Here is a 26,795-nt window from a genome sequence, read left to right as displayed (position 1 = left end):
CGCCTCCGGGCTGGTGAAAATGGGCCGTGACGCTGTGGGCGCACGTCTGGAGCCGAAAGGCGGTCTCCAGACTTACTTTGAGCCTCTGAGAAGCGAGTCTCAAAGATAGCAGTTGCCTAAGCGGGGAACCCGCTAAGGCAACTCCCACGGCTGAGCCCATTTTCACCAGCCCTGCGGCTGATACTGGTTCGGGGCAACCACCGCTCGGGGAATGGGTTATTGCTGGTAACTTATATTGAAGGTAACCATTGGGAAGTCATCTAATCCGTCTTAATCATGGAGGAAGATTATCTCATCTAAACCAAAAAATAAATCCCGATATACCAACCAGAAATGGCGGTATATCGGGATCTTTGTCGTTATTTCAGATTTAGAATGTTTCACATGAAACATTGTTAAAATTACGTTGAATCGGAATTGACCGCTATGCGTTTTCGTTGGCGCGGAGCCGGCCGCCGAGTTGCCAGAAGCTGCTAGGCATGTCGGACATGTTCCGGACATCATCGGGGCCATCTGCCGTTACGGTGGCCGTGCCTTCGAAGCTCATTTTCAACCATTCGCAGGAATGCTGAACGGCCTGGGTGATGCCTAGCGCCTTGGTTTGTGGTTCATCGGCGCCTACGACTAAGAGGTAGACGTGTTTGTGACTGAAATCAAAGTCGTTGGTATAGCTGTCAAACCAGCGATCCATGAAGACCTTGAGCTGGCCGGTCATGCCGTACCAGTAGACCGGCGTACCCAAGACAATGTCATCGGCTTGAGCAAAGGTGGCCATCAGTTGTTCGTAGTCATCGGTCAAATCCTGTTGCGGCTGGTTAGTGTCCCGTTGGTCGTGGACAAAGTTTAGCTGATGCTCGGCCAGATTCACGGTGTCATGTGGAATATCCTGTAAAAAGCGTTCGCCTAGGGCCACGGTATTGCCGTGTAGTCGGGGACTGCCATTAATAAATAAAACGGTCATGTCGGATCACTCCTTTGGTTTCAGTGTACGAGAAGTATGGAGGAAAAACAATTAATTGGCGAGGGGATTGTCCTTGAGAGGGTGCTGTTTATGGGGATAGTAATTACCTGTCGGGAAGGGATAAATGAGTTAAATCAATAGGTTAAATACACTGGAAAGGCAGCCTAATAATGAGGATGGCGCGTGTGGGCTAAACGCGTGTTAGCCGCAGGGATGGTGAAAATGGGTGGTTAATGTCAGTGACCAGCGGTGGGCCAAGATGGCCAGCTGTGTCGGTGGTCTTAACTGAGTGATTTTCTCAGTTTAGAGCACGGGACGACCTTGGAAACTCGCGAACTTCAGCGAGGTTTCAAGGCGAGGTGGCGGACCGCTTCTCAGGCCGGAACCGGTCCCCATAGCAGGCCATCTTGAGCCCACCGGCGGGAACGAACGTGACCATCCGTATTTTCACCATCCCGGAGACGCGGGCAACAACCAGTCTAACCCATACCCCGCACCAGCTTCATTTTCTGCAAAGCGTATGCTAGAATTAATCTAATTGAATTTTAATCTTTGAAAGAAGTCGGCTTATGCGCGAGATTCGCTTGCGGTGGTTGCTGCTGGGCGCCTTGTTCAGTAGTATCGGTATGAGTTTTATTTGGCCGTTGACCACGATTTACATGCACAACCGACTGGGGGCGTCGTTGACCGAAGTCGGGATTATTTTACTGTTATACTCTTCCGCGAACGTGGTGGGGAGTGTGATTGGGGGCCGACTATTTGACCGGCTGAACCCGTATTACCTCACGCTAGGGGGCATCAGCGTATCGCTAGTCACCTTGGGAACGCTGATTTTCAGCCACGGCTGGCCGGCGTTTCCGATTGCTCTGGTCTTCTTGGGTCTGGCTTCCGGCTGGACGCTAACGATGGTCAACTCCCTAGGGACCACGATTCACAGCCGCGACGGGCGGTACATTTTCAACATGCTCTACTTCGCACAAAACCTGGGGGTGGTGCTGGGGACGGCGCTAGTCGGCTTTGTCTATAGCACCAGCGTGACGCTCCTCTTCGTGATTGCGTTTAGCCTGTTCATCTGCTTCTTCACGGTCGTTCTGACCTGCTACCACGCGCCAGCCGTGATGCAACGGCAGGTGGTGACCAAGCAAGCCCAAGACGTGACGATTGCCTTGCCTAATCGACGAATTATGGCGACATTTTTTATTTCGTTGATCATTATCTGGGTGATGTACGAGCAGTGGGTGTCCAACTTGTCCGTTTACATGACGGGGATGGGCATTCCAATGCGTGAATACAGCCTGTTGTGGACGATTAATGCCGGCTTGATTGTGGTGTTCCAGGCGCTATTAAATTGGCTCGCCAACTTCTTTAGCAATCTGTATCTCCAAGTCTATGCTGGGATTTTCTTCGTGGCTTTGTCGTTTGTCACGCTCATCTTTGCCAAGGACTACCTGCACTTTGTGATTGCCATGGTCATCCTGACGATGGGTGAGGCGACGGCGTTTCCGGCCATCCCGGCGATCGTTAACGGGTTAACGCCCCACGCGGTTAAAGGGAAATACCAAGGCATGGCCAATGCGTGGGCCAACGTGGGGAAGGCATTTGGCCCACTCTTTGGCGGTCTGGTGATCGACCACGGTTCCTACACGCTCCTATTTATCATTGCGGCGGTCGCCAATCTGTTGATTCTGGGGTTAAATGGCGTCGTGATTCACGCCAACCAACAGAATGTGGAAACTTATAAGTAAACTGCTTGACCTTTTGGTGTATAATTAACGCAGAGGAAGTTATCTGTACTAAAGGGAAATCAGGGGAAAGCACATGACAAAAAAATTCAGGGGAATCAGCGGCGTTATGCTGGGCCTGGTTGCTGGGGGCTTGCTCTTCAGTCAGGTTCCGCAAAACAGCTCAACTGTGACGGACTCGGTTGTTCAACCGACGTCTGGCCAAACTGCGGTGCAACTCGACACAACGGGTAAGGGGCACGTTGCGGTCAAGACGCAGACAACGACCAGTCAAGCGGGGAAGACCGTTAGCCGTCAAACGACGACTGTTTCACAAGGCCATCGGCAACAGGACATGAATAAATAAAAAAGTTTATCGGTAAAATAACGGTTTCTTAACCAGAATATACAAAAGGGCCAACCTACGGCGACGCGGGTTCGCTCTTTTTTTTGCCAATTATGCAGAAAATATGCAAAGAAATGAATGTTTATAAAAGAATTGACATTTAAAATGGATGATGATAGATTTAGTATCAATCAAGAAGACGTTGCCCAGAAGAGTAGCCCTTCACCGTTTGTTCAGCGAGTCCGGGTCGATGCAAGCCGGATCAAACGGTCGGGGTGAAGCGCATCTGGAGGTCGGCGCGGTGAATCAAGTAGCCGTGCCTGGGTCGTGCCCATTACCGCACGGGTGTGAAATGCACCATGAGAGATAAAACAAGGTGGTACCGCGAATCGTTCGCCCTTGTTAGCCAGAGATGGTTAACGAGGACGGGCGATTTTTTTGGTTAGGCAAACAAGATGAGGGGTCGATTATATGAAGAAATTAATGGGATTAGGTTTTGGATTATTGGCAGTCGCAGCATTGGCCGGGTGTGGGTCAACTGCAGCGCAAACGAGTGCGGACAAGGCAGATAAGGCGTTGAGCGTCACCATGGTCGGGAATCCCGCCACGGCCGACCCCGCCATTTCGGGTGACAGTAACAGTTCCAGTTTGATTGCGCAGACTGAAGAAGGCCTGTACACGTTGGATAAGAATGGTAAGGTCATCGCCGGGATTGCTGAAAAAGTAGTTAAGCCCACGAAAAATGGCACCGTTTATACGTTTAAGATCAAAAAGGCTGCCAAATGGGCAAACGGTGATCCGGTGACGGCACAAGACTTCGTGACCTCCTTTGATTGGCAGGTCAATCCGAAGTCCAAGTCGCAGGTAGCCAACAAGCTCAAATACTTAAAGAATTATGATGCCGTTCAGGCTGGGAAGAAGTCTCCATCTGCATTGGGTGTGAAGGCCCTGGATAAGAGCACGTTACAGTTGACGCTGTCCAAGCCACAACCCTGGTTGCCAGACATCTTGGCTACGGCGGCGTATCCAATGAAGACCAGTCTCTTCAATAAATATGGCAGTAAGTACGGGATCAGCGCTGAAAAGACGCTTTCCGAAGGGCCTTACAAGTTGGTTGGCTGGAGTGGCGCGGCTGACAGCTGGTCTTACGTGAAGAACCCACATTACTGGAATGCCAAGAATGTAAAAATTTCCAAGGTCAACGTGCAAGTTGTGAAGGATCCGGGCACGTCAGCTAGCCTGTTCAAGTCTGGCAAGGTTCAAGAAACCGTGCTTTCCGGGCAATACATCAAGCAAAATGCCAACAACCCAGAAATGAATACGACGCTGAACAGTTCCATGCGGTTCCTGGAATTTAATGATAAAAAGACGGTGACGCACAACACCAAGGTACGTCAAGCCTTCTCCTACGTGGTCGACCGGAACGCCCTGACCAAGAATGTGCTGCAAGATGGGTCCGCCGCTGCTAAAAGCCTGATTCCGTCCGGTGATGGGAATGACCCAACCACGGGTAAGGACTTCTCCGAAGATGTGGGTAACCTCTTGAGTTACAACCCTAAGAAGACCACTGAATTGTGGAACCAAGCGAAAAAGGAGCTTGGCATCAAGAAGGCCAATTTGGAACTCCTGACCGCCGACACGGATGAACAAAAGCACGTGGCCCAATACCTGCAACAACAGGCACAGAAGTACATGCCCGGCCTGAGCATCACCATCAAGTCGATGCCATTGGCTCAACAGATTGCCAAGGGTGCGGCCGGTAACTTTGATATCGACCTCGACGGGTGGACCACGGATTGGCGGGATCCAGCCGACTTCTTACAAATGGCTGATGGGACCAGCTCCGTGAACTTTACCAAATGGGATAACGCCCACTTTACCAATTTAATGAAGCAAGTCGACGATACGGCCAGCCACACCACGCAACAACGGTGGGACCTGTTGAAGCAAGCCGACACCTACGTGACCAAGCAAGCCGGCTTAGTTCCGCTGTACCAACAAGCCAAGGCGCACCTGGTTTCCAAGTCCGTTGGCGGGTTGAAGTACACCATGATGAGCGACGCGCAATATAAGTATGCTTACTGGAAATAACGGGTTTATGGGCTAAACTGATTTCTAGCAGCGCCTCCGGGCTGGTGAAAATGGGCCGTGACGCTGTGGGCGCCCGCCTGGAGCCAAAGGGCGGTCTCCAGACTTACTTTGAGACGAAGATCACGTCTCAAAGATAGCAGTTGCCTAAGCGGGAAACCCGCTAAGGCAACTCCCACGGCTGAGCCCATTTTCACCAGCCCTGCGGCTGACACGGGTTTAGCCCGTAATTCTGCGGATGTTGATCTAGCAACTATTGTATAGTGTCCACCGCGTTCCGATTCGTTTTCCTCGCCCCGGAGGCGAAAGACAACACCGTTTTAAACAAACTAATCAGTGAGTGCTTGCCCCGTGAGACAGGGCTCACCGACTAACCTCAAATTTTCGACCTCTAGAAAAGCAGTCGCTCCGCACTTTAGCGGACCGGCTGCTTTTTGTTTTGCCGAAAGGGTGGCGTTCACTGATTAAACTGTCGTATGATGAGTGGCAAGAACTATTCCACCGCTTAACTTTGGGGAGACGCTATTGGCGTGAAGTTGGGGGTGGTGGGTAGTCATTGTCGGAGGAGGTACGGGGATGCATTTTCACAAATTATTTATGGACCAAGTTGCACAGACGGTGGATCTATTCGAAATATTTTTGTTCTTATTGGTACCTGTCTTCCTTGTCAAGGGGGCCGTTGATCTGGTGACGCTAGGAGAACTGTTCTGGGTCGATTACGGCCGGTTCTTCCTGGAGGCTATTGCAGGCTTCATCGGGTTGTTTGCGGTGATCGACCTGATTGAGGCCGGACTGCGGTACTTCCATCGCGAGTAGTTTTTTTACATAAAAAGCCGTCGTCTCGAGCATTGTGCTGGGGACGACGGCTTTGCTGCCTAATGCAGCATATCTTCGGTATAAATGGTGTGATCTGAGACGTGTTCAAACAGCTCGTGGCCATTGCTGGTGTGGGTATCGACGAACATTCCCTGCCCATCGTTAATGACGTAATAATTGCCAGCCGCGTTCTTGGCTAGCATAACCACGACTTCTTCACCCTGATGGAGCACTTCGCTGTCGGTAACGGCCATTTTCGTGGTCCCACCCTGGGTAAAGGTGACGGACTTGCCGCTGAGACCCTTGAAATGTTCATTGATCTTTAGCGTTTGGGTGGTGTAGTAGTTCTTGGGGGCCTTGTGGTGGGCGACACTCTTGGTAATGGTGCCCTCCACGATGGTGCCGGCGTCCTTACGAATCGCTTCCACCCCATAGATGCCATTGGAGTAATCCTTGAGGTGGTCAACGGTCAGCGTGGGCTTGGCTGAGGAAGCCAGCACCTTTTTCGTACTGAGCGGGGTCGTGTAGACCTTCTTAGCCCCACGGATATCGACGTTGCGCAGGGGATGTACCCGGTTGGCCGGATTCATCACGCTGATGGAGCCGGACTGATTGTGGCTCAATCCCAGCGCGTGACCCATTTCGTGGATGGCGACGTTGGTGCGTTGTTTCTTATTGTATTTGTATTTTTTTAGAACAGTGCGGTTGAGGTACATGGCCGCGCCGGTCTGGTGACCAGTCTTGTCATAAGACATGCCATTGTAAGCCATCCCGGTAGCGTTGGTCCAGATACCGGAATTCTTGGCAACGCTCGTGGTAAACGTGCGCGATTTTTTATTCTTGGTGGTCGACCATTTGAAGGCCTTAGAGTTATTCCAGGACTTTCGGGCCGCCGTCCAGATGGAGCGGTAGTAAGCACTGGTTGATTTATTGTAATAGGACGCCTTCTTAGCGGCGTAACGGTACTTGTTTGCCGGCGTAGGGTTCTTGGTGGCTGCACGGGCAGAAACGCCGCCAAGGAGCGCTAAGCAGGTCGTTAGCAGGATGACAGATTTTTGCAAACGAAACGACTCCTCTCCAAATTAGCTGGGGATGGAACCAGTCACTAAAATGCCTTGTTACTAAACTGTCCAACCCGCTTATTACCTAAGCTTAGTCCCGCAATCAGCGCTTGTCCAGACTGAATTAGGGTATGATGGCTGGCAAAAATTGTGATGCAGTGTCGTGTAGGCCGTTCCCGGCGGCGGGCTCAAAGCGCCCTGCTGTGGGGTCGGTTCCAGCCTGAGAAGCGGTCTCAAAGGTTGTCCCATGGTCTAAGATCTACTAAGACCATCGACACAGCAGGGCACTTTGGCCCGCCTCTGGTCACTAACGTTAAGCTTGCGGTCCAAGACTCTGTTTGTTGTTCGCAGATGTTCCTCGCTGAGGCACGTCGTTATGCGATTGAGCGCGTGAGCAATCGGCTAATTTTTGCTGCGTTTCTCCCTATATGTAGACTAGATAAAATTTAACCCATGGTAACGCTCCTCATGTTGCCAGGCGGCGACGAGGTCTTGGGCGATGAAGAAGTAGTCGGCGGCGGTCATGTTGGGGCGAATTTCGTGTAATTTTTGGGCGACGTCTTGCGTGGACAGGGACTCCTGTCCGAAGGCGTGATCAAATAAGTAGGTATCGAGGACTTGCAGTTGGGAATCGGTGAAGTGAAAATTCAGGAGTATCAGAGCGCTGGGCTTGATTTTGGTCTTGGCGCAGATGGCGTTCAGGACCTCTAGCAACAAAAATTCGTGAGTCAGTGTGGCATCGTTCATATGTGGTTCTCCCCCCTTGTCCTGTTAGAATACGGGAAAGCGGCGGCAATAGCTAGTAAATTGTCTTATAAATAAACTTGATAAAATATTTAGTATGCGGCATTAAATGATTTGTCAAAAAAACCGCCAATCAGGTGTGATTGGCGGCGTGAATTCGTCTTTAATGGGAAACGCGGAAATTGTGGTACAGGTGCGGCATGATGTGTTTGTCGGACGCCGCAATGATGACCCCGTTGAAGAGGATGGAGTAAAGCGTCCCCACGTTCACGGAGTAAATCTGCCGGGTGAACGCGTAGCAGACCGCAATCATGATGATCGGTGGAATGAAGTCGACGAACTGTGACGCCGTTGCCCGACCACCCAGGTACATGAAACGCAGGATATTGGAGGTGTCATCATTGGGATGCATAATCAGGTTGGCCCGCTGGTAGATGGAAATCGAGCAGGCAAAGATGGTGACCCCTAAGATGCTCAGCAGCATGCGCCAAGCTAAGTTCAGGTCGGGAATTCCCCATTTGGTAAACATCGCCACAAATAAATCAATGAAGTAGCTGAAACAGGAAATGAAGACAACCTCACCAACAAATCGGGGGATATCGACCTGATGAATCAGAAATTGGTTCAACAAGGCGCTGCAGATTCCGACAATCAGGAGGATGACCCCCACGTTGCCGTGAATCCAATAGGCGATGTTGACGGCCGCCGCAGTCCAAATCCCACTACCGGCATTGGCGGCGACACTCAGGGCGTTTCCAAAGGCGTTCAGGACCAGCCCGATGATGAGGGCGACGACGCGATAAGACATGTGATTCTTCTTCTGTTGCTGTTGCAAAACGACTCACCTCGACATAGTTTCCGTAGCGTTTCCCCCTATAGATAGCGGCGCGAGAAAAAGCCAGGTGGCGTTATGCATAGATATTAAATGTAGCGGATATTTATTACCTAGTTATACAAAAAAATCAGCAACCACGAAGTTAACCTCGTGAAAGCTGATTAGTAAGTGATGGGCAGTCAGGGGATCGAACCCTGGACCCACGGATTAAGAGTCCGTTGCTCTGCCAGCTGAGCTAACTGCCCATGTGATTGACTTGTTGCTGTTGTATGTCTTCCATATCAACGAGAACTATCATATCATGCGGGTGCAGGGTGCGCAACCCCTTTTCCGAAAAAAGTTGATTTTTATTCAAAAAAACTGGGTATTTTATCAAACGTGAGGAAAACTTATCCCCGGTTTAATGCGGATTATAGGTATTTTTATTTCGCCAAAAAGTTTTTTGGGTTTTTTGGCATTTTTTTCAAAATTGCGGTAAATCCGGGGCAAGTAAGTCGGTTTACGTGGCAAAAAAAGTTGAAATTTTTTTAGTTTTTTTTGAAAAAGGCTGCTTTTTGCAAAAATTGCCGTGATTTTGACTGAAATCAATCAAATTAAGGGGCAGTCAGAACTTTAGAAATTTGGTAGTAGTTGATGTCGTTATTGGAGGCGGCGTAAAAATCAGTCGCTTGACGATGATGACAGATTGGTTGGAAACGATTTTTCAACTGCGAAGCAATTAGGTTAGCTGAGAGAACCAACGAACCGACCGATTATTTTAGTCGATGATCATAAAAATGCTCCGGGTTATCCTACCCAAGTCTGCCGTTAAAGCAGAAGAATCGCCGACTAACCCGTAATCGATTTGACCTGAAATTGTAAAGAACCTCTTACTTGGCCGGCATGGGACGGGGCTTTCAATTGTTTTTTATGAACTTAGTGGACAAAATGTTGTGTTTTGTCCACTAAGTTAGTATATTTCCCGGGAAATATAAAGTTAAAACCACCTTAAATCCTTGATACACTAGGACTGAAAGAAACTTCATGATGTGTTATAATTCAGATAGCGTTGCTCTCAACGACACCGGAACCTTATCGGGTCGGACAACGCCCCTTAAAAACACCAGGCGTTCAACAAAGGAACGCCGATATTCCTTGACTTTAAACGATGAAAAAACTGAAAAGAAACTGCTGTGGCCCCATTGTCGGTGGTATTTTGACACCCAACGGCCGGCCTGCCGGTAATCCTGCAATTACCGGATCGCTCGTATTTCCCTTAAGGAGGAAATTTTTACTATGCCTAAGAAAATTCTCGTTGTCGATGATGAAAAACCAATTACTGATATTATGAAGTTTAATTTGGAAAAAGAAGGTTACGAGGTGGACGTCGCCTACGATGGCGAAGCCGCTGTCCAACAGGTCGAAGAGGGGAACCCCGACCTGGTTATTTTGGATTTGATGTTGCCTAAGCTCGATGGCTTGGAAGTTGCCAAGTCTATCCGGAAAAAGCATGATATGCCAATCATCATGGTCACGGCCAAGGATTCCGAATTGGACAAGGTCGTGGGCCTGGAAGTTGGGGCCGATGATTACGTTACGAAGCCATTCTCTAACCGGGAATTGGTGGCACGGGTCAAGGCTAACCTGCGGCGGCAAAGTGCTGCGGCACACGCCCAACCCGAAGAACCTGAGAACCAAGACATTGAGATCGGTGATTTAACCATCCATCCCGAAGCCTACTCTGTCTCCAAGCGCGGCGCTAACATTGATCTGACACACCGTGAGTTTGAATTGCTCCACTACCTGGCCCAACACATTGGCCAAGTCATGACCCGGGAACACTTGTTACAAACGGTCTGGGGCTACGACTACTTCGGTGACGTGCGGACCGTGGACGTCACGGTTCGGCGGCTCCGTGAAAAGATTGAAGATGCCCCTAGCCACCCAACTTGGCTGGTCACACGGCGGGGTGTCGGGTACTACCTGCGCAACCCAGATTCCGACCAAGCCTAGCGGTAACGCTAAATCTCGCATTGAGGAGTATGTGACTTCGTGAATAGTAAAATAAAATTTTTCCAGTCGATTCATTTTAAAATCGCGCTGGTCTTCGCGCTACTCCTACTTTTAACGCTGGAGATCGTTGGCGCTGTGTTTGTCCGTCAGTTGGAACGCCAGAACTTAAACACGTTCAAGGCCCAACAGGTGGTGCAGACCTACATTGTCAATCGGCTGTCTGACGAGTTGACCACGACGAATGCCACTAAGAGTGACAAACAAATCAAGTCGACGCTGTCGGAAATCAACAATACCAATAACGCTCAGATTCGGGTCATCGATAACAAGGGGACCATCCGTGGAACCAATGAAGTCGATAACCAGGGAATCGTGGGCCAAAAAACTACTGATAATAACATTAAGAATGCCATCTACAATAACCGTGACGTGGTGCGGACGACCTATAATTCACAGAATAATAGTCGGTACTATACCACGATTACGCGGTTGATTCGGACCCAGGGAAATAACAGCGAGTTAGTCGGGGTTATTTACATGCGGTCCAGTCTGGACTCGGTCTATCAAAATATCAATCAAATCACGCTGATCTACGTATCGGCAACGTTTGTGGCGATTATTTTGGGGCTGGTCATGGCGATAATTATTTCCCGGGCTATAACCCGGCCAATCGATGAAATGAAGAAACAAACGTTGCGGATCGCTCGAGGGGATTACTCTGGCCACGTGCACGTGTATGGGAACGATGAACTGGGCCAACTGGCCAGTGCCGTCAATAACCTGTCCGTGCGGGTGGAAGAGGCCCAAGAGTCTACCGAGTCCGAACGGCGGCGACTCGACTCCGTCATGTCCCACATGACCGATGGGGTTATTGCCACCGATCGGCGTGGTAACGTGACCATCATTAACGAGACGGCTAGCAGCTTCCTCGACCACGACCCCGATGATGCCGTGGGTAAATCCATCTTGGACTTACTGGATATTCGTGACGACTATACGTTGCGCGAACTGCTAGAAGATCCCGATGATTTAGTCTTGGATTTTTCGACTAAAGAACATGATTTGATTCTGCAAGCCTACTTCTCCTTGATTCAACGGGAGTCTGGCTTCATTTCCGGATTAGTTTGTGTGCTCCACGATGTCACCGAACAACAGAAAATCGATCAGGACCGGAAGGAATTCGTTTCCAACGTGTCCCATGAGTTGCGGACGCCGTTAACCTCCGTGCGGGCCTACATCGAGTCCCTGTCCGAAGGGGCTTGGAAGGATCCCGAGGTGGCGCCCCGCTTCTTGAAGGTCACCCAGGAAGAAACCGACCGGATGATTCGGATGATCAACGACCTATTGACGCTGTCACGGATGGATTCCGGGACGCAAAAGGTCGACCTGGAAATGGTCAACTTAAACGAACTATTTAACTACGTGCTCGACCGTTTTGACATGATGTTGAAGCAAGATGATAAGCCTGAAAAGACCTACACCATCAAGCGTGACTTCACTAAGCGTGACCTCTGGGTCGAAATTGACACGGACCGCTTCACGCAGGTACTGGATAACCTGATGAACAACGCCATCAAGTACTCACCCGATGGTGGTATCGTCACGGCCCGCCTGCTGGAGACGCACAACAACGTGATTTTAAGCGTGTCTGACCAAGGACTCGGGATTCCACGGGCAGATATTCCGCGGATCTTTGACCGGTTCTACCGGGTAGATAAGGCCCGTTCACGGGCACAAGGCGGAACGGGACTGGGTCTCGCGATTTCCAAGGAAGTCGTCCAAATGCTGGGCGGCCGAATCTGGGTCGACAGTCGCGAAGGCCGTGGGTCCACGTTCTACATTTCCTTGCCTTACAAGCCGTACGATGAGGAGGATCTCTGGGATGAAGATAACTAAAGCATTTCTACCACTGGGATTGACCTTAGCTGTGGCAGTCAGTGTGACGTTATCCGCCATGATTTGGACGAATCCTGCGCAGTATGAGCGCAGTCGCCAGCGCAGTTCCAATACGCCGACGACCGAACTGAATACCCGACCACAGAAGGATATTTACCTCCCGACCGAGGTGGTGTACACCAACGGCAGTGGCAAGCAAGAACTGCTGAACAACCGGAAAGTTAACCTGACCACGGAGATTCGCGAGGCCCTGTCTAAATGGGACCTGGGGAGTATCCGCCGGGTCCAACCGGGCTCGCGTTCAGCGTACATGCATTATTTAACCACCAAGAGTAGTTTACTGATGTCCTATTCGGCACCGGTCAATATTAAAATGTTTAATACGATTTTTGGCAGTAAGCTGGCCCGAACCTCCGCGGAATTTTCCCGGATCATGGTGCCGCTGAACGATGCCAAACACCTGTATTTGCTGGATGACAAGGATCAAGAAGTTTACCGTATCAGCGTGCGCAAGAGTGATCTCGCCGCGTTACAGAAGATTTTGAAAGAAAACTTATTCCGCATCGACGTCCAGATGAAATGGTTCACCAAGTCGGCGATTCCGTACGTCACGAACAGTGTGACGGTTCAGTCGTATAGCTATTTGGTCAACCAACAGTCGACGGATTACTTTACCACCCGCCTGCTTAACAAGGGGGAGTCGACCAACGTTTCGGCCAAGAAGAATAAGGATAATACGATTTATAGCGACGGGGCCTCGCGCCAGCTGACCGTTTACAACAAGAGCGGGACGGCGTTGTACGAGGACTACAGTGCGCTGCAATCGTCATTCAACTTCAGCCAGGCGCTTAGTGCCAGCTATAGCGCGGTCAAGTCCATCGGGATTCCCATGGAAAACCTGCGTTATTATGGCTACAATTCTGGGAAGTCGACCGTGACCTACCGGAGCTTCGTTGAAGGGTTCCCCATTTTTAACCAGAGTAACTACGGGGCGGCGCGGATTCAGATGTTAGCGCAGGGCGTTCGGCGGTACAATTTCTCACTGTATAGCCTGCAAGTGCCTGTGCCTAACGATAAGAAAGCCGAGTCGTTGCCTAGCACGCAAAGCGTCATTGACCGACTGGTAGCGGCCGGGTATAGTAAGAAGAAAATGGCGACGTTGCAGTTGGGTTACCAGTGGTTGGCCTCGTCCTCATCGGATAAGGTCGTCAATTTGACGCCAACCTGGTACGTGTTCTACAACGGAAGCTGGAAAACTTACGACCAGATGCTAAAGCAGTCATAAACCGGTCAAAAAAGGAGGGCGGTCCGGCATGGATTTTCGCCGCATCGAGTGGTTATTCTTAGTCGCGTTCATTGTTATTGATATCTTCTTGTTCGCCGCCTTTCAGCGCGATACGTCCGGGGAGACCGATACCACGTCCAGCCGCTCGGCCGATAGTGACACGACGATCATTAAGGAAATGCGCTCTGACGATATCACGTTTGACACGCCATCGAAGAAGAGTGGCGAAGGCTACTACATTTCCACGACCAACGACGACAGCATCAAGAGTAGCTTGACCAGTCTGAGCGACCAGACCGTGCGTTACGAAACGGACGGGACGATTGCCTCGACGTTTAAGACGGCCGTGACCGGCGTTGACCCCAAGCATCCGGATAAAACGCTGGATACTGTGGTCAATAACGGCGCGCTCATTTTAAACGGCACGAATTACTTCTATAACAAACAGTTGTCGAGTCGCAACACCGTGGTCTACACGCAACACGTGACGGACGGTCAGATTTATTCGCGCTACGGGGAAATCCGATTCAGCCTGACCAATGACGGCCAGGTGACCGGCTACACCCAAGGGTATCTGACGGACGTCGCGACCTTGCGGGAAAAGACCGAGACCATTTCGGAACGCAAGGCGCTGATCTGGTTGTACCAGTATAACCAGATTGCCAACAACACCAAGATCGTCTGGACCAAGCTGGCGTACACACGCTACTTCACGTTGAAGAATAGCAGCGTCTACATCCCAACCTGGGTCATCGCGGTCAAGGCCAACAGTGGCAACAACGCCGGCGTCCTCCAGCTGAAGCACGTCAACGCGTTCACCGGGGCCATCCTGACCAACGATAGCAACGTGAAGACGGTCAGCGGGACCTCGACCACCAGCAACTAAGCCACGTTAACTGAAAAAAGATGAAAGGCGGCCGCGAGCCGCCTTTTTTGCTGGGACGAAATTTTCGTGATGGTCGCTCCCGGCGGCGGGGCCAGGTGCCCTGCTGGTGGGGAACGGCTCCAGCCTGGGAAGCGGTCTTCCGCCTCGCTTTTAAGCCTGGAAGCCCGCCAGTCTCAAAAGTCGTCCCATGGCCTAAGCTGAGAAAATCGTTCAGCTAAAGCCATCGACACGGCTGGGCACCTAGCCCCGCCTCTGGTCGCTGTTGATGGTGGAAATTTTCACAACGGTAACCAGTGTTAGACTGATTTGGGTTTGGAAATTGCATGAGGACATTAGCTGAATCGTCTGAGTAGTCATGAGTGGGGGGAAAAACTGAACACTGTTTGTGGGTTAATCCAGTCTAAGCCGCAGGGTGGGTGAAAATGAGCTCAGCCGTGGGAGTTATCTTAGCGACGGGCTTTGCCGCTTAGATAACTGCTATCTTTGAGACTCGGGCTTGGAGGCTCAAAGTAAGTTCGGAGACCGCTTTGTGGCTCCGGACGGGCGCCCACCGCGTCACGGCTCAATTTTCACCCGCCCGGTAAGGCGCAATACATCCGGTATAACCCAATTAATATTAGTTACAAGGAAGCTGAAATGCGGTATGATTACGGTATTGAATTTTAAGGAGAGGTCGAATTGAATTTGCGAACGGATACAGCAGTAGCAGATGACCTGCGCATCAGCATTTTATCTAGTGGTAGCACGGGTAATGTGGCCTACGTGGAGAGCCCCAACGAACGCATCATGATTGATGCCGGGTTGAGCGGCAAGAAGATTGAAAAGTTGATGGGTGATATCAACCGGAACATGAACGACGTGAACGCGTTGCTGGTCACCCATGAACACTCGGATCACCGTCAGGCCGTGGGCATTTTGGCGCGGCGGTACGAGCAGCTGAACGTGTACGCCAACAAGGGCACTTGGGACGCCATGGATAGCAAAATTGGCAAGGTCGAGTTGGCCCAAAAGCATTTATTTGCGCCGGATACGGTCCAAACGTTCGGGGACATTGACGTGGAGAGTTTCTCCGTGTCCCATGATGCCGCCGAGCCCCAATTTTACGCGATTCACTACCATGGGAAAACGTTTGTCATTTTGACGGACACCGGCTACGTTTCCGAGCACGTGGAAGGTGTGATCAAGGACGCCGACGCCTACTTGTTGGAGTGTAACCATGACGTGGAAATGCTGCGGATGGGCGAGTACTCGTGGCCATTGAAGCAGCGAATCCTGGGCGACAAGGGTCACTTGTCAAACGAAGAGGGCGCTGACGCGTTGATGGACGTGCTGGGTAACCGGACCAAGAAAATCTACCTCGGCCACCGGAGCCTGCACAACAACATGCAGTCGCTGTGTCACCTGACTGTGGCCTCCATGATGGAGAACCGCGATTTCGGCGTCGGCCATGACTTCCAGCTGATCGATACCAATCCGGAAGAAGCCACCCCGTTGGTTGCGTTGTAGGCGAAATCGGTGAGTTGTGGAATTGTTGGTTGGGGTCAACTGAATCGCGTCGGAATAGCCAGACAGATTAACAGCAAGACTACGCAATGTCACAATCTGCGTAAAGTCGAGCAAACCAACCAGTAATGCCTAGAACCAAACCAACATCCAAACAAATGACCACCTAATTTACCAAATAACGACGAACCGGGGCTAAGCCAGTGTTAGCCGCAGGGCGGGTGCAAATGGGCTTAGCCGTGGGAGTTCCCTTAGCGACGGTCTTTGCCGCTTAGGGAACTGCTATCTTTGAGACTCGGGTTTGTGAGGCTCAAAGTAAGTTCGGAGACCGCTCTGTGGCTCCGGACGGGCGCCCACCGCGTTCCGGTCCCATTTGCACCCGCCCGGAGGCGGACCCAACACAGCTTAACCCCAGGTTCTTCGTAAGATTTGGTAAACTTTAGGACTTCAGCACCGAATCATCGAAAAAAATTCATACTCACTCGTTAAGATGAATATAATTAAAAAACGACGGCCAGAGCGTCAAAGTCCCTGGCCGATAAATGAGGAGGGTTCGCGCGTTAGCGCAATGTGATGGATAACAATAACAACGATAATAATCAATTTGAAAATAATGATCAAAACCAAGCAACTCCAACGCCCACTCCGGAACCGCGGAAACGGCAACGGGGCGGCCTGACCTTGACCAAGGTGGCCGTGACGGCACTGGTCGCCGGGCTGTTAGGTGGGGGTGCCGCTTACGGCGGAATCACTTACCTGAATAATAGTGGCATCAATGATACCGCGGTGCCAGCCGGCAGTAATAAGAGTGGCAACGCGTCGACGTCTAACGTGACGGTCAACGTGTCTAGCCAGTCGACCAAGGCCTTTAATCAGGTCAAGGGGGCCATGGTCTCCGTGATTAATTTACAGAAGCAAAACAGCAGTAGCAGTACGCTGGGTCAATTGTTTGGCGCCGAATCTTCTAGCTCGAATTCCAAGTCGAAATCCGAACTGGAAGAGGCGTCCGAAGGGTCCGGGGTCGTTTACAAGAAGGACGGCAATACCGCCTACATCGTGACGAACAATCACGTGGTGTCCGGGTCTTCCGCTCTGCGCGTGGTGACCAGCTCAGGTAAGCAGTTGCAGGCGAAATTAGTCGGGAAGGATTCCGTCACCGACTTGGCCGTCTTGAAGGTCAACGGGTCTGATTTGAAGACCGTCGCTTCCTTTGGGAATTCCGATAAGATCAAGGTCGGCGAGACTGCATTGGCCATCGGGTCACCGCTGGGTAGCCAGTACGCAACGTCGTTAACGGAAGGAATCATTTCCGCTAAGAAACGGACGATTGAAACCACGAACTCATCAGGTACTCAGACTGGGAATGCCACGGTTATCCAAACCGATGCCGCGATTAACCCGGGGAACTCTGGTGGTGCGCTGATTAACGTCGGCGGCCAAGTCGTTGGGATCACCTCTTCCAAGATTGCCAGCGATGCTGAAGGGACTAGTGTTGAGGGGATGGGCTTTGCCATTCCATCAAACGAAGTCGTCAACATCATCAATCAATTGGTCAAGAAGGGGAAGGTTGTGCGGCCAGCGTTAGGGATTACCTACGTGGATCTCGCCAACGTTTCCAGCGCCCAACAGAAGTCGATCCTGAAGCTGCCATCTAGTGTGGAGAGCGGGGTCGTTGTGATGAGCGCCAGCGCCGGGTCACCAGCGAAGAAGGCTGGTTTGGCCAAGTACGACGTCATCACGGCCATGGGCGGTCACCAAATTTCTGACCAGTCCACGTTGCGTGACATCCTCTACAAGTATAAGCTGAACGATACGGTCTCGATGACGTACTACCACAATGGCAAGAAGAAGACGGCCAACGTCAAATTGACCGAGACGTCTTCTCAGTTGAGCTCCTCAACGTCAGCCAACTCAGAAAGCTAATTGAATCTGAAATGAAAGCGACCACCGGAATTTTCTGGTGGTCGCTTTTTGCGATGATAATAAAATTAATGAAAAACCGAAGTTTCCGACTGGCTTGAAGGAAATGAAAACGTGTCCGCCGGTCGGGAGCCCGAACGAAATAGGCGGAACGCCGGGTGGTAATTCAGGGGCAAAAATAAGCCTGTGGACAACTGTGGATAACTTGGGGGATAAATGGCATAATAGAACAGTGGAAAAGTTATGAACAGGGCCAGACCGGCAATGGAACCGGTGCAAAAGTTATCCACAGGCTCGGCAAAAAGCTGTGGATAGAAAAAGTTATTCGCTACTTTATCGGTGACAAAGCCAGTGCTCATGTAGTTTGTAAGCGGATAGTCCGAACAGACGTTTCGTCTTAAAACGGTGGATAACTTATTTGATATTGACTTTTTAACAAAAAATAAATATGGGGGGTCTCCAAGTAGAACCCCCCAATATCTAGGAAATCAGGTTGTGCACCTGTGGATAACTTTGTGGACAACCTGTGTACAGGAGGCTAATTATGAACATCAAATTTGTCGTTGTCGGTAAACTCAAGGAAAAGTATTTTAAACAGGGAATCGCGGAATACGCGAAGCGGTTGTCGCGCTTCTGTAAGTTTTCAATCGTCGAGGTGCCCGATGAAAAGGCGCCAGAAAGTATGTCCCAGGCGGAGATGGACCAGGTCATGGCTGCGGAGGGTGAACGTATTCTGAGTAAGATTAAGGACCGCGAATACGTCTACGCGTTAGCCATTCTGGGCAAGGAACGCTCGTCGGAGGAGTTTGCCAAGGAGCTAAAGGACTTGACCACCTACGGCCACTCAGACATCACGTTCGTCATTGGGGGCTCACTGGGTCTCACACCGGCCGTCCTGAAGCGCGCCAATACCCAAATTTCATTTGGGCGGTTCACGTTGCCCCACCAGTTAATGCGGCTGGTGTTGACGGAGCAGGTTTACCGGGCGTTTATGATTAATGAGGGGTCTCCGTATCATAAGTGATGCGGTTTTTCTTAAAGCTAACGGCAACTAGGTTCATTGTGTGAGGCTTGTGTCATATGATTGAATAAGAGTATGTAGGGAGATCAGTATTATGGATAATCAGGTAGATACGTTAAGCAAGCGGATGAGAAACTTAGCAATAACGAAACAACTGAATTTTTTACTAGGTTCGGGCACGTCTGTTCCAGCGATTCCTTTAATGGCAGGATTGACGAATAGTGAACTACTTAAAAAGGTAGAGGTAACGAGTCGTGAAATTTTAGATCGGTATAGACAAAGTGCTAATGTAAGAAACACACAAAGTACATATGACGGGTTTATTCAAGTAGTTATCGATCTTTTAAATCTATCCAATTCAAGACAGTCACCTAAAAACGTTAACATTTTTACAACGAATTATGACCTTTTTATTGAAAAGGCTATCGATAAAGCTTCGAAGAATAATAGAATTGTATTTAATGATGGTGCTAATGGCTACTTTCAAAGAATGCTAGACAGTTCTAATTACAATCGAACTGTTTCGTATAGGGGATTGAACAACGATTATTTAAATGAGGTACCGTCGATTTCTGTGATTAAACCACATGGTTCTATGAACTGGGTTAAGGAAAAGGAAAATATTCGGATAATTAATCGAGTTAGCCCAATGCCGGTTGTCGTGCCACCAACGGGGCTTGAGGCTGCAACAACTTTTTTACAGAATCATTTTTATGAAATGCTAAGGATATTTCAATTAGAATTAGATAAACCACAATCCGTTTTATTTATAATTGGGTTCTCATTCCAAGATAAACATATTGGAAAAATGGTTAGAAGAGCGCTTCAGAACGCTGAATTAATGGTATATGCAATTGGATATAGTGATGCAGATAGAGGAACCTTTTTGAATAATTTAGGCTTCTTAGAAGAGAGGCCGAACTTCAAAATAATCACTCCAAAGGATGTTTTTGTGGATAAAAATTCTGATAACCTTAATTTAGAATGGTTGACACGTACTTTGAACGGGATGTTATCAGAGGGGGATTAAGATGCAACTGACTAAACGAATTGGTGTAATAGTTGGTGTTGATGGACCTGTTGCCAGTGTTGGTGTATATAATATGTCTAATGCTTCTGAAATTATTTGGTTTGGGGATATTCTTACAGGACCCAAGATTGGTGCATTATTAACGATTAATCAGAATGATGTAAAAATTATCGCATCAGTTATTACTGAAAAAGTAATCGATCAGCAAAATACGATTAGAAGTACAGAATTCGATAATAGATATAAGAAAGATTCGATAAATCGAGTAATCCAGCTTAAAACACGCGGCGTAATTATTGATAATACATTTCAAGTTACGAGTTCTTATGTGCCAATGATTGGGAATGAAGTGACATTAACCACTAAAAAAGAGTTAGGAGAAATTTATAGCGTAGATAAAACGACTGGGTCCATCAATATAGGGCAGTCGATTCTAGAAAACCAACCTGTTGAGTTGAATATCAATACTTTTTTTGCGAGTCATATTGGTATTTTTGGGAATACAGGCAGTGGTAAATCTAATACATTGCAGAGATTGTACTTCGACTTATTTCATTCCAAGTATAAAAATCGGATATTCCAAAAAAGCCAATTTTTCATCATTGACTTTAATGGGGAATATACAGGAAAACAATTTGATATTGGTGATAAGAAAAAGGTTTTCACGTTGAGCACCCGAAGCGCTGGAGATAAGGTATTTATCACGAAGGACTACTTGTTTGATGCAGATATTTTATCGACTCTTTTTAGTGCAACTGCAGCTACTCAAGCACCCTTTTTGAAAAAAGCTGTTTCATTATTTAATGAAAAATATGATGATATGAATTTCGAGTTTGGAAGATTTGTTTGTGGAACTTTAAAAAAAATATTGACTAGTGGTTCCTCAGCAAATCAGGATAGTATACAAGATTGGATTCAAAGTTGTAAAAAGTACGTTCAGGATGGGAGTATTTATTCGGAAATTGATAAAATTCAGTTCAATTCTACTTACGAAAATTATTATATTGATACTACAAATGGAAAAATGTATTTTAACGCGGGCTCAGAGGGGGCAATCAGTGATTCAGATTGGATAGGTTTAAAGGGTGAGGAGATTGAAAAGGCATTATCAAATTACTGGAAATCAAGTAATAGAACCCCAATTGAAAAGCTTGCAGTTTTTTTGGATTTTCAAAAAGTTCATAGAACGGCATGGGGGAAAATTAATCGGGATTATCTAAACCCCTTATTTCATCGTATTGATTCAGTATTTACTAGCCTCACCAAAGTAATTGAAGTGGTAGACGATGTCGAAGATAAGTATGATCCAGTAAATGTTTTTTCCTTGGTCCATACTAATCAAGAAATCAAGAGGGTTATCCCTATGATGTTGTCTAAAATGTTTTATGATTTTCAAAAGGAGAACACTACAGGCCATGGTATTACCAAAACTAAGCATTTGATAATTGATGAGGCACATAATATCCTAAACAATCAAGAAACGAATTTTGGAGATACTTGGCAAGATTACAGGCTCCGTACATTTGAAGAAATAATAAAGGAGGGTCGAAAATTTGGCTTTTTCTTGACTATTAGTTCACAGAGACCGGCGGATATTTCACCAACAATTTTATCTCAAGTCCATAATTATGTAGTTCACCGGCTAGTTAATGATAGAGATTTACGTATGTTGGAAAATACAATGCCAACCTTGGACAGAAGTTCTTTTCAGATGATACCCAGCCTTGGAAAAGGAGAAGCTGTAATTACAGGAAGTGCAATGCAAATTCCTGTCTTTGTAAAGATACCTAAAATTAAAGATAAGGAAGTTCGTCCTGCTAGTGATGATGTGGTACTTACTGATCTATGGGGAATAGATGAATGATCTGATTCAGATATGAAAATTAAGTTTATAAATTTCAACCGGTAGCGGTTGGCAGATTGTAGCAACGGACCCTGTTGATTATCACCACTGAAATATTCACCGGTATTGTTCGGCAGGTACTATTTACAACAGTTATAAAATTTATGAGGTACTTCAATGAGAATGAGCCTGGATGAGCAAGGAAATTTGGAGCAGAGATTGTTTATCTAGTCTAGTGGGTTATGATTTTCCCAGTGTGTTCTCGCGGAAATTTAAATAATGGTTGATTTAGGTCCAAATACTGACCGAGTATCGGTTGTATGTGGGGGCACGTAGGAGTAGTATTCGAATCCGCGAGCTCCAAAATTTTACTTATGGGCTTCAATATATCATATTTGAGTTAGCCGATTAGGGTAATTGTAGAGTAGGTTATTATGTATCTCCATATCATAAGTGACGCAGTTTTCTTGGGTTTAATCGCTGAGTGGGTAGTTATGAGAGCCCATATCATAAGTAACACAACACGGCAAACAAACAGGCCTCGAAATCATCGAGGCCTGTTTGCTTAGGTTACTCACATCACTGCGCTGTCCCCAGCTAAATACCGCTCAAGCTTATGATCAATCACTTTCAGCTGCTCCTGCTTATCAGCGATTGCAGCGACGACTTGCTTACGCTGTTCGCGCATTAATTCAATTCGTTGCGGTAAGCTGCTAGCGCCTTCACGTACTAAAGCGGTGTAGTGTTGCAATTCAACAATCGACATGCCAGCCTCTCGCAAATAATGCAAATTGGTTATCCAGTGTAGGTCTTCATCATTAAAGATTCGCTGATTATTTTCATTGCGCTTTTCTGGTGGTAACAAGCCACATTCTAAGTAATATCGGACTGTTCGAATAGTAACATTAGCGGCTTTCGCAAACGCACCGATTCGCATCAATTTATTATTTGCCATTTCGACTTGACCTCCCGTTACGTTAGGCTGATATAGTAAATCCATCATAACAGAAAAGGAAGCTATGGATATGACTATTAAGACATTAATTACGGGTGCTGATCGCGGGATGGGTTATGAATTAGCCCTAGAACTTGGTTTGAAAGGCCAGTCTATCTATGTTGGTTCTAGGAATTTAGCGCGTGGCCAGGCCGCTGTTGCCCAGCTCGAGGCTGCTGGTGTGCAAGCTCAGGCGGTCCAGTTAGACGTGACCGACCATGAGTCGATTGTTGCCGCGAAAACGAGTATCGCTAATTTAGATATTCTCATCAATAATGCGGGTATTGCCGTTGATCATGAGACCAAGCCGTCAGAACTATCACTAGACGCAATTCGGCAAGATTTTAACGTAAATTATTTTGGCTTGATTGACGTCACGCAGGTCTTCTTACCACTTTTGAAGGCCGCACCGGCTGGCCGGATTATCAATATCTCCAGTGCGGTGGGGTCATTGACGCTGGCCAGCGATGCCAGTACCAGCATCCACAAGCTACAAGCATCTGGCTATCAGGCTTCTAAGTCAGCGGTCAATATGTTTACCGTCAAACTCGCCGCCGAACTTGAGGGGACGCCTGTTACGGTAAACGCCGTCAATCCTGGTTGGGTAGATACCAGTTTTGGTGGCGGTGGCGGTAATCGGACCGTGCAAGTGGGTGTGGCGCGGACTGTGGAATTGGCCACTTCTGATGCGTTGACTGATTCTGGCACGTTTTCGGATATTGATGGTATTGTGCCTTGGTAACCGGCTCAAAGCAAGGACGATTGACTTTCTAGATAGAATGCAATACATTGAAAATTATGGAACGGGTATTAGGTAAATATATAAACAAAAATTGGGAGACGTGACTACATGTCTGAAATTGCTGCACTAGAAATTTTAATCGAGCTAAAGGATGTTAAGCCGGCTGTTTCACGGAAGCTGATTGTTCCTGTGACAATTCGTTATGATCAGCTCCACGTGCTGCTACAATTGGCGTTTGGCTGAACCAATTCACATCTGTATAGTTTTCGAGTAGAGCATCAGCAGGACCGAGAATACGTGGGTTATGTAGATGATATGGATATCAGCGGGGAGCAAGTTCTAGCCAGTCAAGCCTATGTCTATCCGGATTTGCAGCAGAACGAAATTTTATACACGTATGATTTCGGCGAAGACTGGGAGCACGTGATTACCTTAAAGCGTGCTCTAACATTTGACGAACTTCAAGGTGTTCAGGTGCCAAGCTGTACCTGGAGTCGGGGAGCCAATCGTGCTGAAGATGGGCAGGATGCAGAGGATGCACTGGAATTCAATCGCCAAAGCTTGAATCAGGAACTTGCCTTATGGTCTCGTGCGGGGGAACAAATGATTCGGGCAGATGATTTGGGATTGATACCTAAGTATTATTAGAAGGGTTAATCGGTTGAAATACCAGCTTCGATAATGGGCCTCAAGTCTTACCAATACGTGGGTTATTTAAGTGCTAAAAGTCTCACGTTATTTTTTTAAGAACGGCATGATTCCGAAATTCTATCGGAATCATGCCGTTCAGTGTTTCTGGCGTTTTTAGGGTCTACATGACTTGAACGTTTTGACATTTTTTGCTAATCATTTTTGGTGTAAGACCCGTGCTTCTATGGGTGCAGAGTATGTTAAACTATGGTTGTTAGATAAAACGGTTTCATATAATACTTAGTTGAGTAGTTATTTATATATTGTGGTAATGAGTGGGAAAAGCAGATGGACTCAGCTAATACTAGGGAGGATGTAGTTCATGAAGCGAAGTGTGGTTGGTATTGCAGTAGCAGCGGGGGTAGCCTTTTTGGGTGTTCAGGTATTAGGAACGATGCCCGTGCTTCCTACGATTGGAACGGAGGTCGTTGCCCATGCGTCGGATGCAGAAACGGTTGTTGATTCGGGAACACTAGGGACGTGCCCATGGACCCTAACAGCTGATGGCGTTATGCATGTTAAAAGTGGGGAGTTACCGGAAGCAAAGCCGCAATATGAAGGTGGCGACCCTGTGACACCCTTCCTCAATATTCAAATACAAGAAAGCGGAGCCCCCAAGGAAAATGAATTTAATACAATTTCATTAGATGATAAAGTCACAACACCTGAAAATGCGTCATATCTATTTTCAGGGATCTTGGGCGACGAAACAGCACCACAGATAAAAAATTGGCAGAATTTGGATACTAGCAAATCAACCAACTTTGCTTTTATGTTTGATGCCAGTGCGCAGAACAGTGTTGACGCATCAAATCTTGATACGAGTAAAGCCACGGACATGCAGGGCATGTTTAGTTATACGAAAAAGGTTACGGGATATGAAAATCTTAAAACAAATGAAGTTACTATTATGAAAGGGATGTTTCAAGGTTATGGCGATCTAGATAATCCTTCGTCGTTAGATTTATCCAGCTTTGATGTCAGCAAGGTAAATGATGCTGACGGGGGATTTTCCGATATGTTTTCCAATTCCCATCTTAAGAGTATCAGTCTTGGAAATTGGCAGCCACAGGTACCTCTAACCGGAATATTTGATGGTGCAGACGTTTCCCAATTAACGCTAAGTTCAAAAGACAATCTGACCGGGTCAGAACTTTCCGATCTAGATCCAGACACCGACCCGGAACTGACTGACTACACTGGAAAATGGGAAAACAGTAACGATCAATACTTAAAACCTGATAATCCAAATAAAACCACGTATACGTCGGCTGATTTGATTAGCAAGTACAATGGGAGCACGGCGCCAGCTGGAAATCAAACGTATCAATGGGAACCAACAGTCACGCCAGGAAACCCCATTACGATTCATTACGTTGATCAGGATGGCAAAACAATTCAACCTGACAGCCAACTTCCTGGGACTTTAGGAGATAACTATACCGTTAATCCAGACACTATTAAGGGTTACCAGTATGTCAGTGCGACTAAGGGATCACTGAAGGGAACATATACGTCCAATCCGCAAGAGGTTACGTTGTCATATAAGGTGGCACCCGTGACACCAGTTACGCCAGGCGGTAATGGTGGTACGAGTAACGCAACAAGTGAGTCGTCAAACACAAATGATAGCTCCTCAACCGGTGATCAAGGTCATGCCGTCGTAATTGCACAAAAGGACCGGGCAATTTCGGCTGTTAAAAAGCTGGGGTTATACAGTACGCCAAACTTTAGTAAGAAGACGCGACAATTCTACTATGCTAAGCAGAAACGAACGTTGCGGCCCCAATTTGTGATTACTGGGGTTGCGCAATCCAAGAACGGCGTCAAGCGCTACTTGGTTCGAGACGTGAATACCGGCTCCAAGCGATATGGCAAGACCGGTTATATTACGGCTAAGCAGGCATTTACGGTGCATACGTATTACCAGCATAGTCCTAAACAAGTCAAAGTAATCTCGGGAACGAATGCGTATCGCGACAAAGCACTTAAGCAGCAAGTCAAGCATTTGAAGCGAGGGGAAGTATTGCGCGTAAAAAAGCTGGTTCGTTATCACTTAACGACGCGCTTGGTTCTCAATGATGGTAGTTTCATAACGAGTAATAAAACAAAGGTGATTGAAAAGTAACTGCTGCAGGTGAACTGAGAGTCATCGATTATAAGTAAGGAACAGTAGACTAGGCAGACTTGAATCGTAAATTTCGATTCGAGTCTGCCTAGTCTTTTTATGTCAGCCAATCATAGAATAAAAAAGATACCCGCGGCCGTCAGAACTACGTCATTCTTTAAGTGTGTCGTCGGGGGTAGTTAGCGAAATTGTTTAGAAATCGTCACAACAGTTTTAATGTGTAACACAGCAATGGTATTAATAATATAATAAAATACATATGATGTTCATAAGTTATTCACAAATCACTGATA

Annotated in this window: 20 protein-coding genes, 1 tRNA gene and 1 pseudogene; 16 read left to right on the top strand and 6 right to left on the bottom strand. The window is 47.8% G+C overall.

Features of this window, described 5'->3' with window-relative positions:
* Nucleotides 1-424 precede the first annotated feature (424 nt).
* Nucleotides 425-961, bottom strand: coding sequence for a flavodoxin family protein (locus JUF22_RS11925; protein WP_203646551.1), 537 nt, complete (start codon nt 959-961; stop codon nt 425-427).
* A gap of 569 nt (nt 962-1,530) precedes the next feature.
* Between JUF22_RS11925 and JUF22_RS11920 the strand changes: the two genes are divergently transcribed.
* The 4 genes from JUF22_RS11920 (at nt 1,531) to JUF22_RS11905 (ending at nt 5,932) form a co-directional block, all read left to right on the top strand.
* Nucleotides 1,531-2,706 carry an MDR family MFS transporter gene (locus tag JUF22_RS11920; RefSeq protein ID WP_203646549.1) on the top strand — a complete coding sequence of 392 codons (1,176 nt, stop codon included), beginning with the start codon at nt 1,531-1,533 and terminating at the stop codon, nt 2,704-2,706.
* A gap of 73 nt (nt 2,707-2,779) precedes the next feature.
* Nucleotides 2,780-3,049, top strand: coding sequence for a hypothetical protein (locus JUF22_RS11915; protein ID WP_203646547.1), 270 nt, complete (start codon nt 2,780-2,782; stop codon nt 3,047-3,049).
* 450 nt (nt 3,050-3,499) lie between these two features.
* Nucleotides 3,500-5,119, top strand: coding sequence for an ABC transporter substrate-binding protein (locus tag JUF22_RS11910; RefSeq protein ID WP_203646545.1), 1,620 nt, complete (start codon nt 3,500-3,502; stop codon nt 5,117-5,119).
* A gap of 573 nt (nt 5,120-5,692) precedes the next feature.
* A complete protein-coding gene (locus JUF22_RS11905; protein WP_203646543.1) occupies nt 5,693-5,932 on the top strand; it encodes a hypothetical protein in 240 nt (79 codons plus the stop codon).
* Between the two features lie 59 nt (nt 5,933-5,991).
* Here the strand turns inward: JUF22_RS11905 and JUF22_RS11900 are convergent, their stop codons facing one another.
* The 4 genes from JUF22_RS11900 to JUF22_RS11885 form a co-directional block, all read right to left on the bottom strand.
* The gene (locus tag JUF22_RS11900; protein WP_236000779.1) at nt 5,992-6,993 is read right to left on the bottom strand and encodes a matrixin family metalloprotease; all 1,002 of its coding nucleotides are present in this window, start codon (nt 6,991-6,993) and stop codon (nt 5,992-5,994) included.
* 435 nt (nt 6,994-7,428) lie between these two features.
* Complete coding sequence (locus tag JUF22_RS11895) at nt 7,429-7,740, bottom strand: hypothetical protein (RefSeq protein ID WP_203646541.1); 312 nt, start codon at nt 7,738-7,740, stop codon at nt 7,429-7,431.
* 160 nt (nt 7,741-7,900) lie between these two features.
* Entirely contained in the window at nt 7,901-8,572 is a 672-nt protein-coding gene (locus JUF22_RS11890) for a DUF6198 family protein (protein ID WP_236000778.1), read from the bottom strand.
* A gap of 172 nt (nt 8,573-8,744) precedes the next feature.
* Nucleotides 8,745-8,817 (bottom strand) — tRNA-Lys (locus JUF22_RS11885).
* Nucleotides 8,818-9,847: 1,030 nt separating this feature from the next.
* Between JUF22_RS11885 and yycF the strand changes: the two genes are divergently transcribed.
* From yycF to JUF22_RS11840, 9 genes are all read left to right on the top strand, one after another.
* On the top strand, nt 9,848-10,564 hold the full coding sequence (gene yycF, locus JUF22_RS11880; RefSeq protein WP_125764968.1) for a response regulator YycF: 717 nt from the start codon (nt 9,848-9,850) through the stop codon (nt 10,562-10,564).
* A 39-nt stretch (nt 10,565-10,603) separates the two neighbouring features.
* Entirely contained in the window at nt 10,604-12,460 is a 1,857-nt protein-coding gene (gene walK / locus JUF22_RS11875; RefSeq protein ID WP_203646540.1) for a cell wall metabolism sensor histidine kinase WalK, read from the top strand.
* Entirely contained in the window at nt 12,447-13,745 is a 1,299-nt protein-coding gene (locus JUF22_RS11870; RefSeq protein WP_203646538.1) for a YycH family regulatory protein, read from the top strand. Before walK ends, JUF22_RS11870 begins: the two co-directional genes overlap by 14 nt.
* Before the next feature lie 28 nt (nt 13,746-13,773).
* Nucleotides 13,774-14,631, top strand: a complete 858-nt coding sequence (locus tag JUF22_RS11865) for a two-component system regulatory protein YycI (RefSeq protein ID WP_125764975.1) — start codon at nt 13,774-13,776, stop codon at nt 14,629-14,631.
* Nucleotides 14,632-15,309: 678 nt separating this feature from the next.
* On the top strand, nt 15,310-16,137 hold the full coding sequence (locus tag JUF22_RS11860) for an MBL fold metallo-hydrolase (protein ID WP_125764977.1): 828 nt from the start codon (nt 15,310-15,312) through the stop codon (nt 16,135-16,137).
* A gap of 570 nt (nt 16,138-16,707) precedes the next feature.
* Complete coding sequence (locus tag JUF22_RS11855; RefSeq protein ID WP_203646536.1) at nt 16,708-18,057, top strand: S1C family serine protease; 1,350 nt, start codon at nt 16,708-16,710, stop codon at nt 18,055-18,057.
* A gap of 541 nt (nt 18,058-18,598) precedes the next feature.
* A complete protein-coding gene (gene rlmH, locus JUF22_RS11850) occupies nt 18,599-19,078 on the top strand; it encodes a 23S rRNA (pseudouridine(1915)-N(3))-methyltransferase RlmH (RefSeq protein WP_057878196.1) in 480 nt (159 codons plus the stop codon).
* A 91-nt stretch (nt 19,079-19,169) separates the two neighbouring features.
* A complete protein-coding gene (locus tag JUF22_RS11845) occupies nt 19,170-20,105 on the top strand; it encodes an SIR2 family protein (RefSeq protein ID WP_203646534.1) in 936 nt (311 codons plus the stop codon).
* Nucleotide 20,106: 1 nt separating this feature from the next.
* On the top strand, nt 20,107-21,969 hold the full coding sequence (locus tag JUF22_RS11840) for an ATP-binding protein (RefSeq protein WP_203646532.1): 1,863 nt from the start codon (nt 20,107-20,109) through the stop codon (nt 21,967-21,969).
* Nucleotides 21,970-22,522: 553 nt separating this feature from the next.
* On the opposite strand, the gene JUF22_RS11835 is transcribed toward JUF22_RS11840, so the two are convergent.
* Nucleotides 22,523-22,903 carry a MerR family transcriptional regulator gene (locus tag JUF22_RS11835; RefSeq protein ID WP_203646528.1) on the bottom strand — a complete coding sequence of 127 codons (381 nt, stop codon included), beginning with the start codon at nt 22,901-22,903 and terminating at the stop codon, nt 22,523-22,525.
* A 70-nt stretch (nt 22,904-22,973) separates the two neighbouring features.
* Here JUF22_RS11835 and JUF22_RS11830 point away from each other — a divergent pair, with 70 nt between their 5' ends.
* The 3 genes and pseudogenes from JUF22_RS11830 to JUF22_RS11815 all read left to right on the top strand — a co-directional run bounded on the left by JUF22_RS11830 (nt 22,974) and on the right by JUF22_RS11815 (nt 26,502).
* A complete protein-coding gene (locus JUF22_RS11830; RefSeq protein ID WP_203646527.1) occupies nt 22,974-23,684 on the top strand; it encodes an SDR family NAD(P)-dependent oxidoreductase in 711 nt (236 codons plus the stop codon).
* A 108-nt stretch (nt 23,685-23,792) separates the two neighbouring features.
* A pseudogene (locus JUF22_RS11820) lies at nt 23,793-24,332 on the top strand (plasmid pRiA4b ORF-3 family protein).
* Between the two features lie 364 nt (nt 24,333-24,696).
* Nucleotides 24,697-26,502 carry a MucBP domain-containing protein gene (locus JUF22_RS11815; RefSeq protein ID WP_203646522.1) on the top strand — a complete coding sequence of 602 codons (1,806 nt, stop codon included), beginning with the start codon at nt 24,697-24,699 and terminating at the stop codon, nt 26,500-26,502.
* The last annotated feature ends 293 nt before the right edge of the window (nt 26,503-26,795 follow it).

This window comes from Levilactobacillus lanxiensis (assembly GCF_016861655.1).
GTDB classification, from domain to species: Bacteria; Bacillota; Bacilli; order Lactobacillales; family Lactobacillaceae; genus Levilactobacillus; species Levilactobacillus lanxiensis.
Note: the sequence above shows the minus strand (reverse complement) of the source record. Positions and strands in the feature narration are given on the sequence as shown.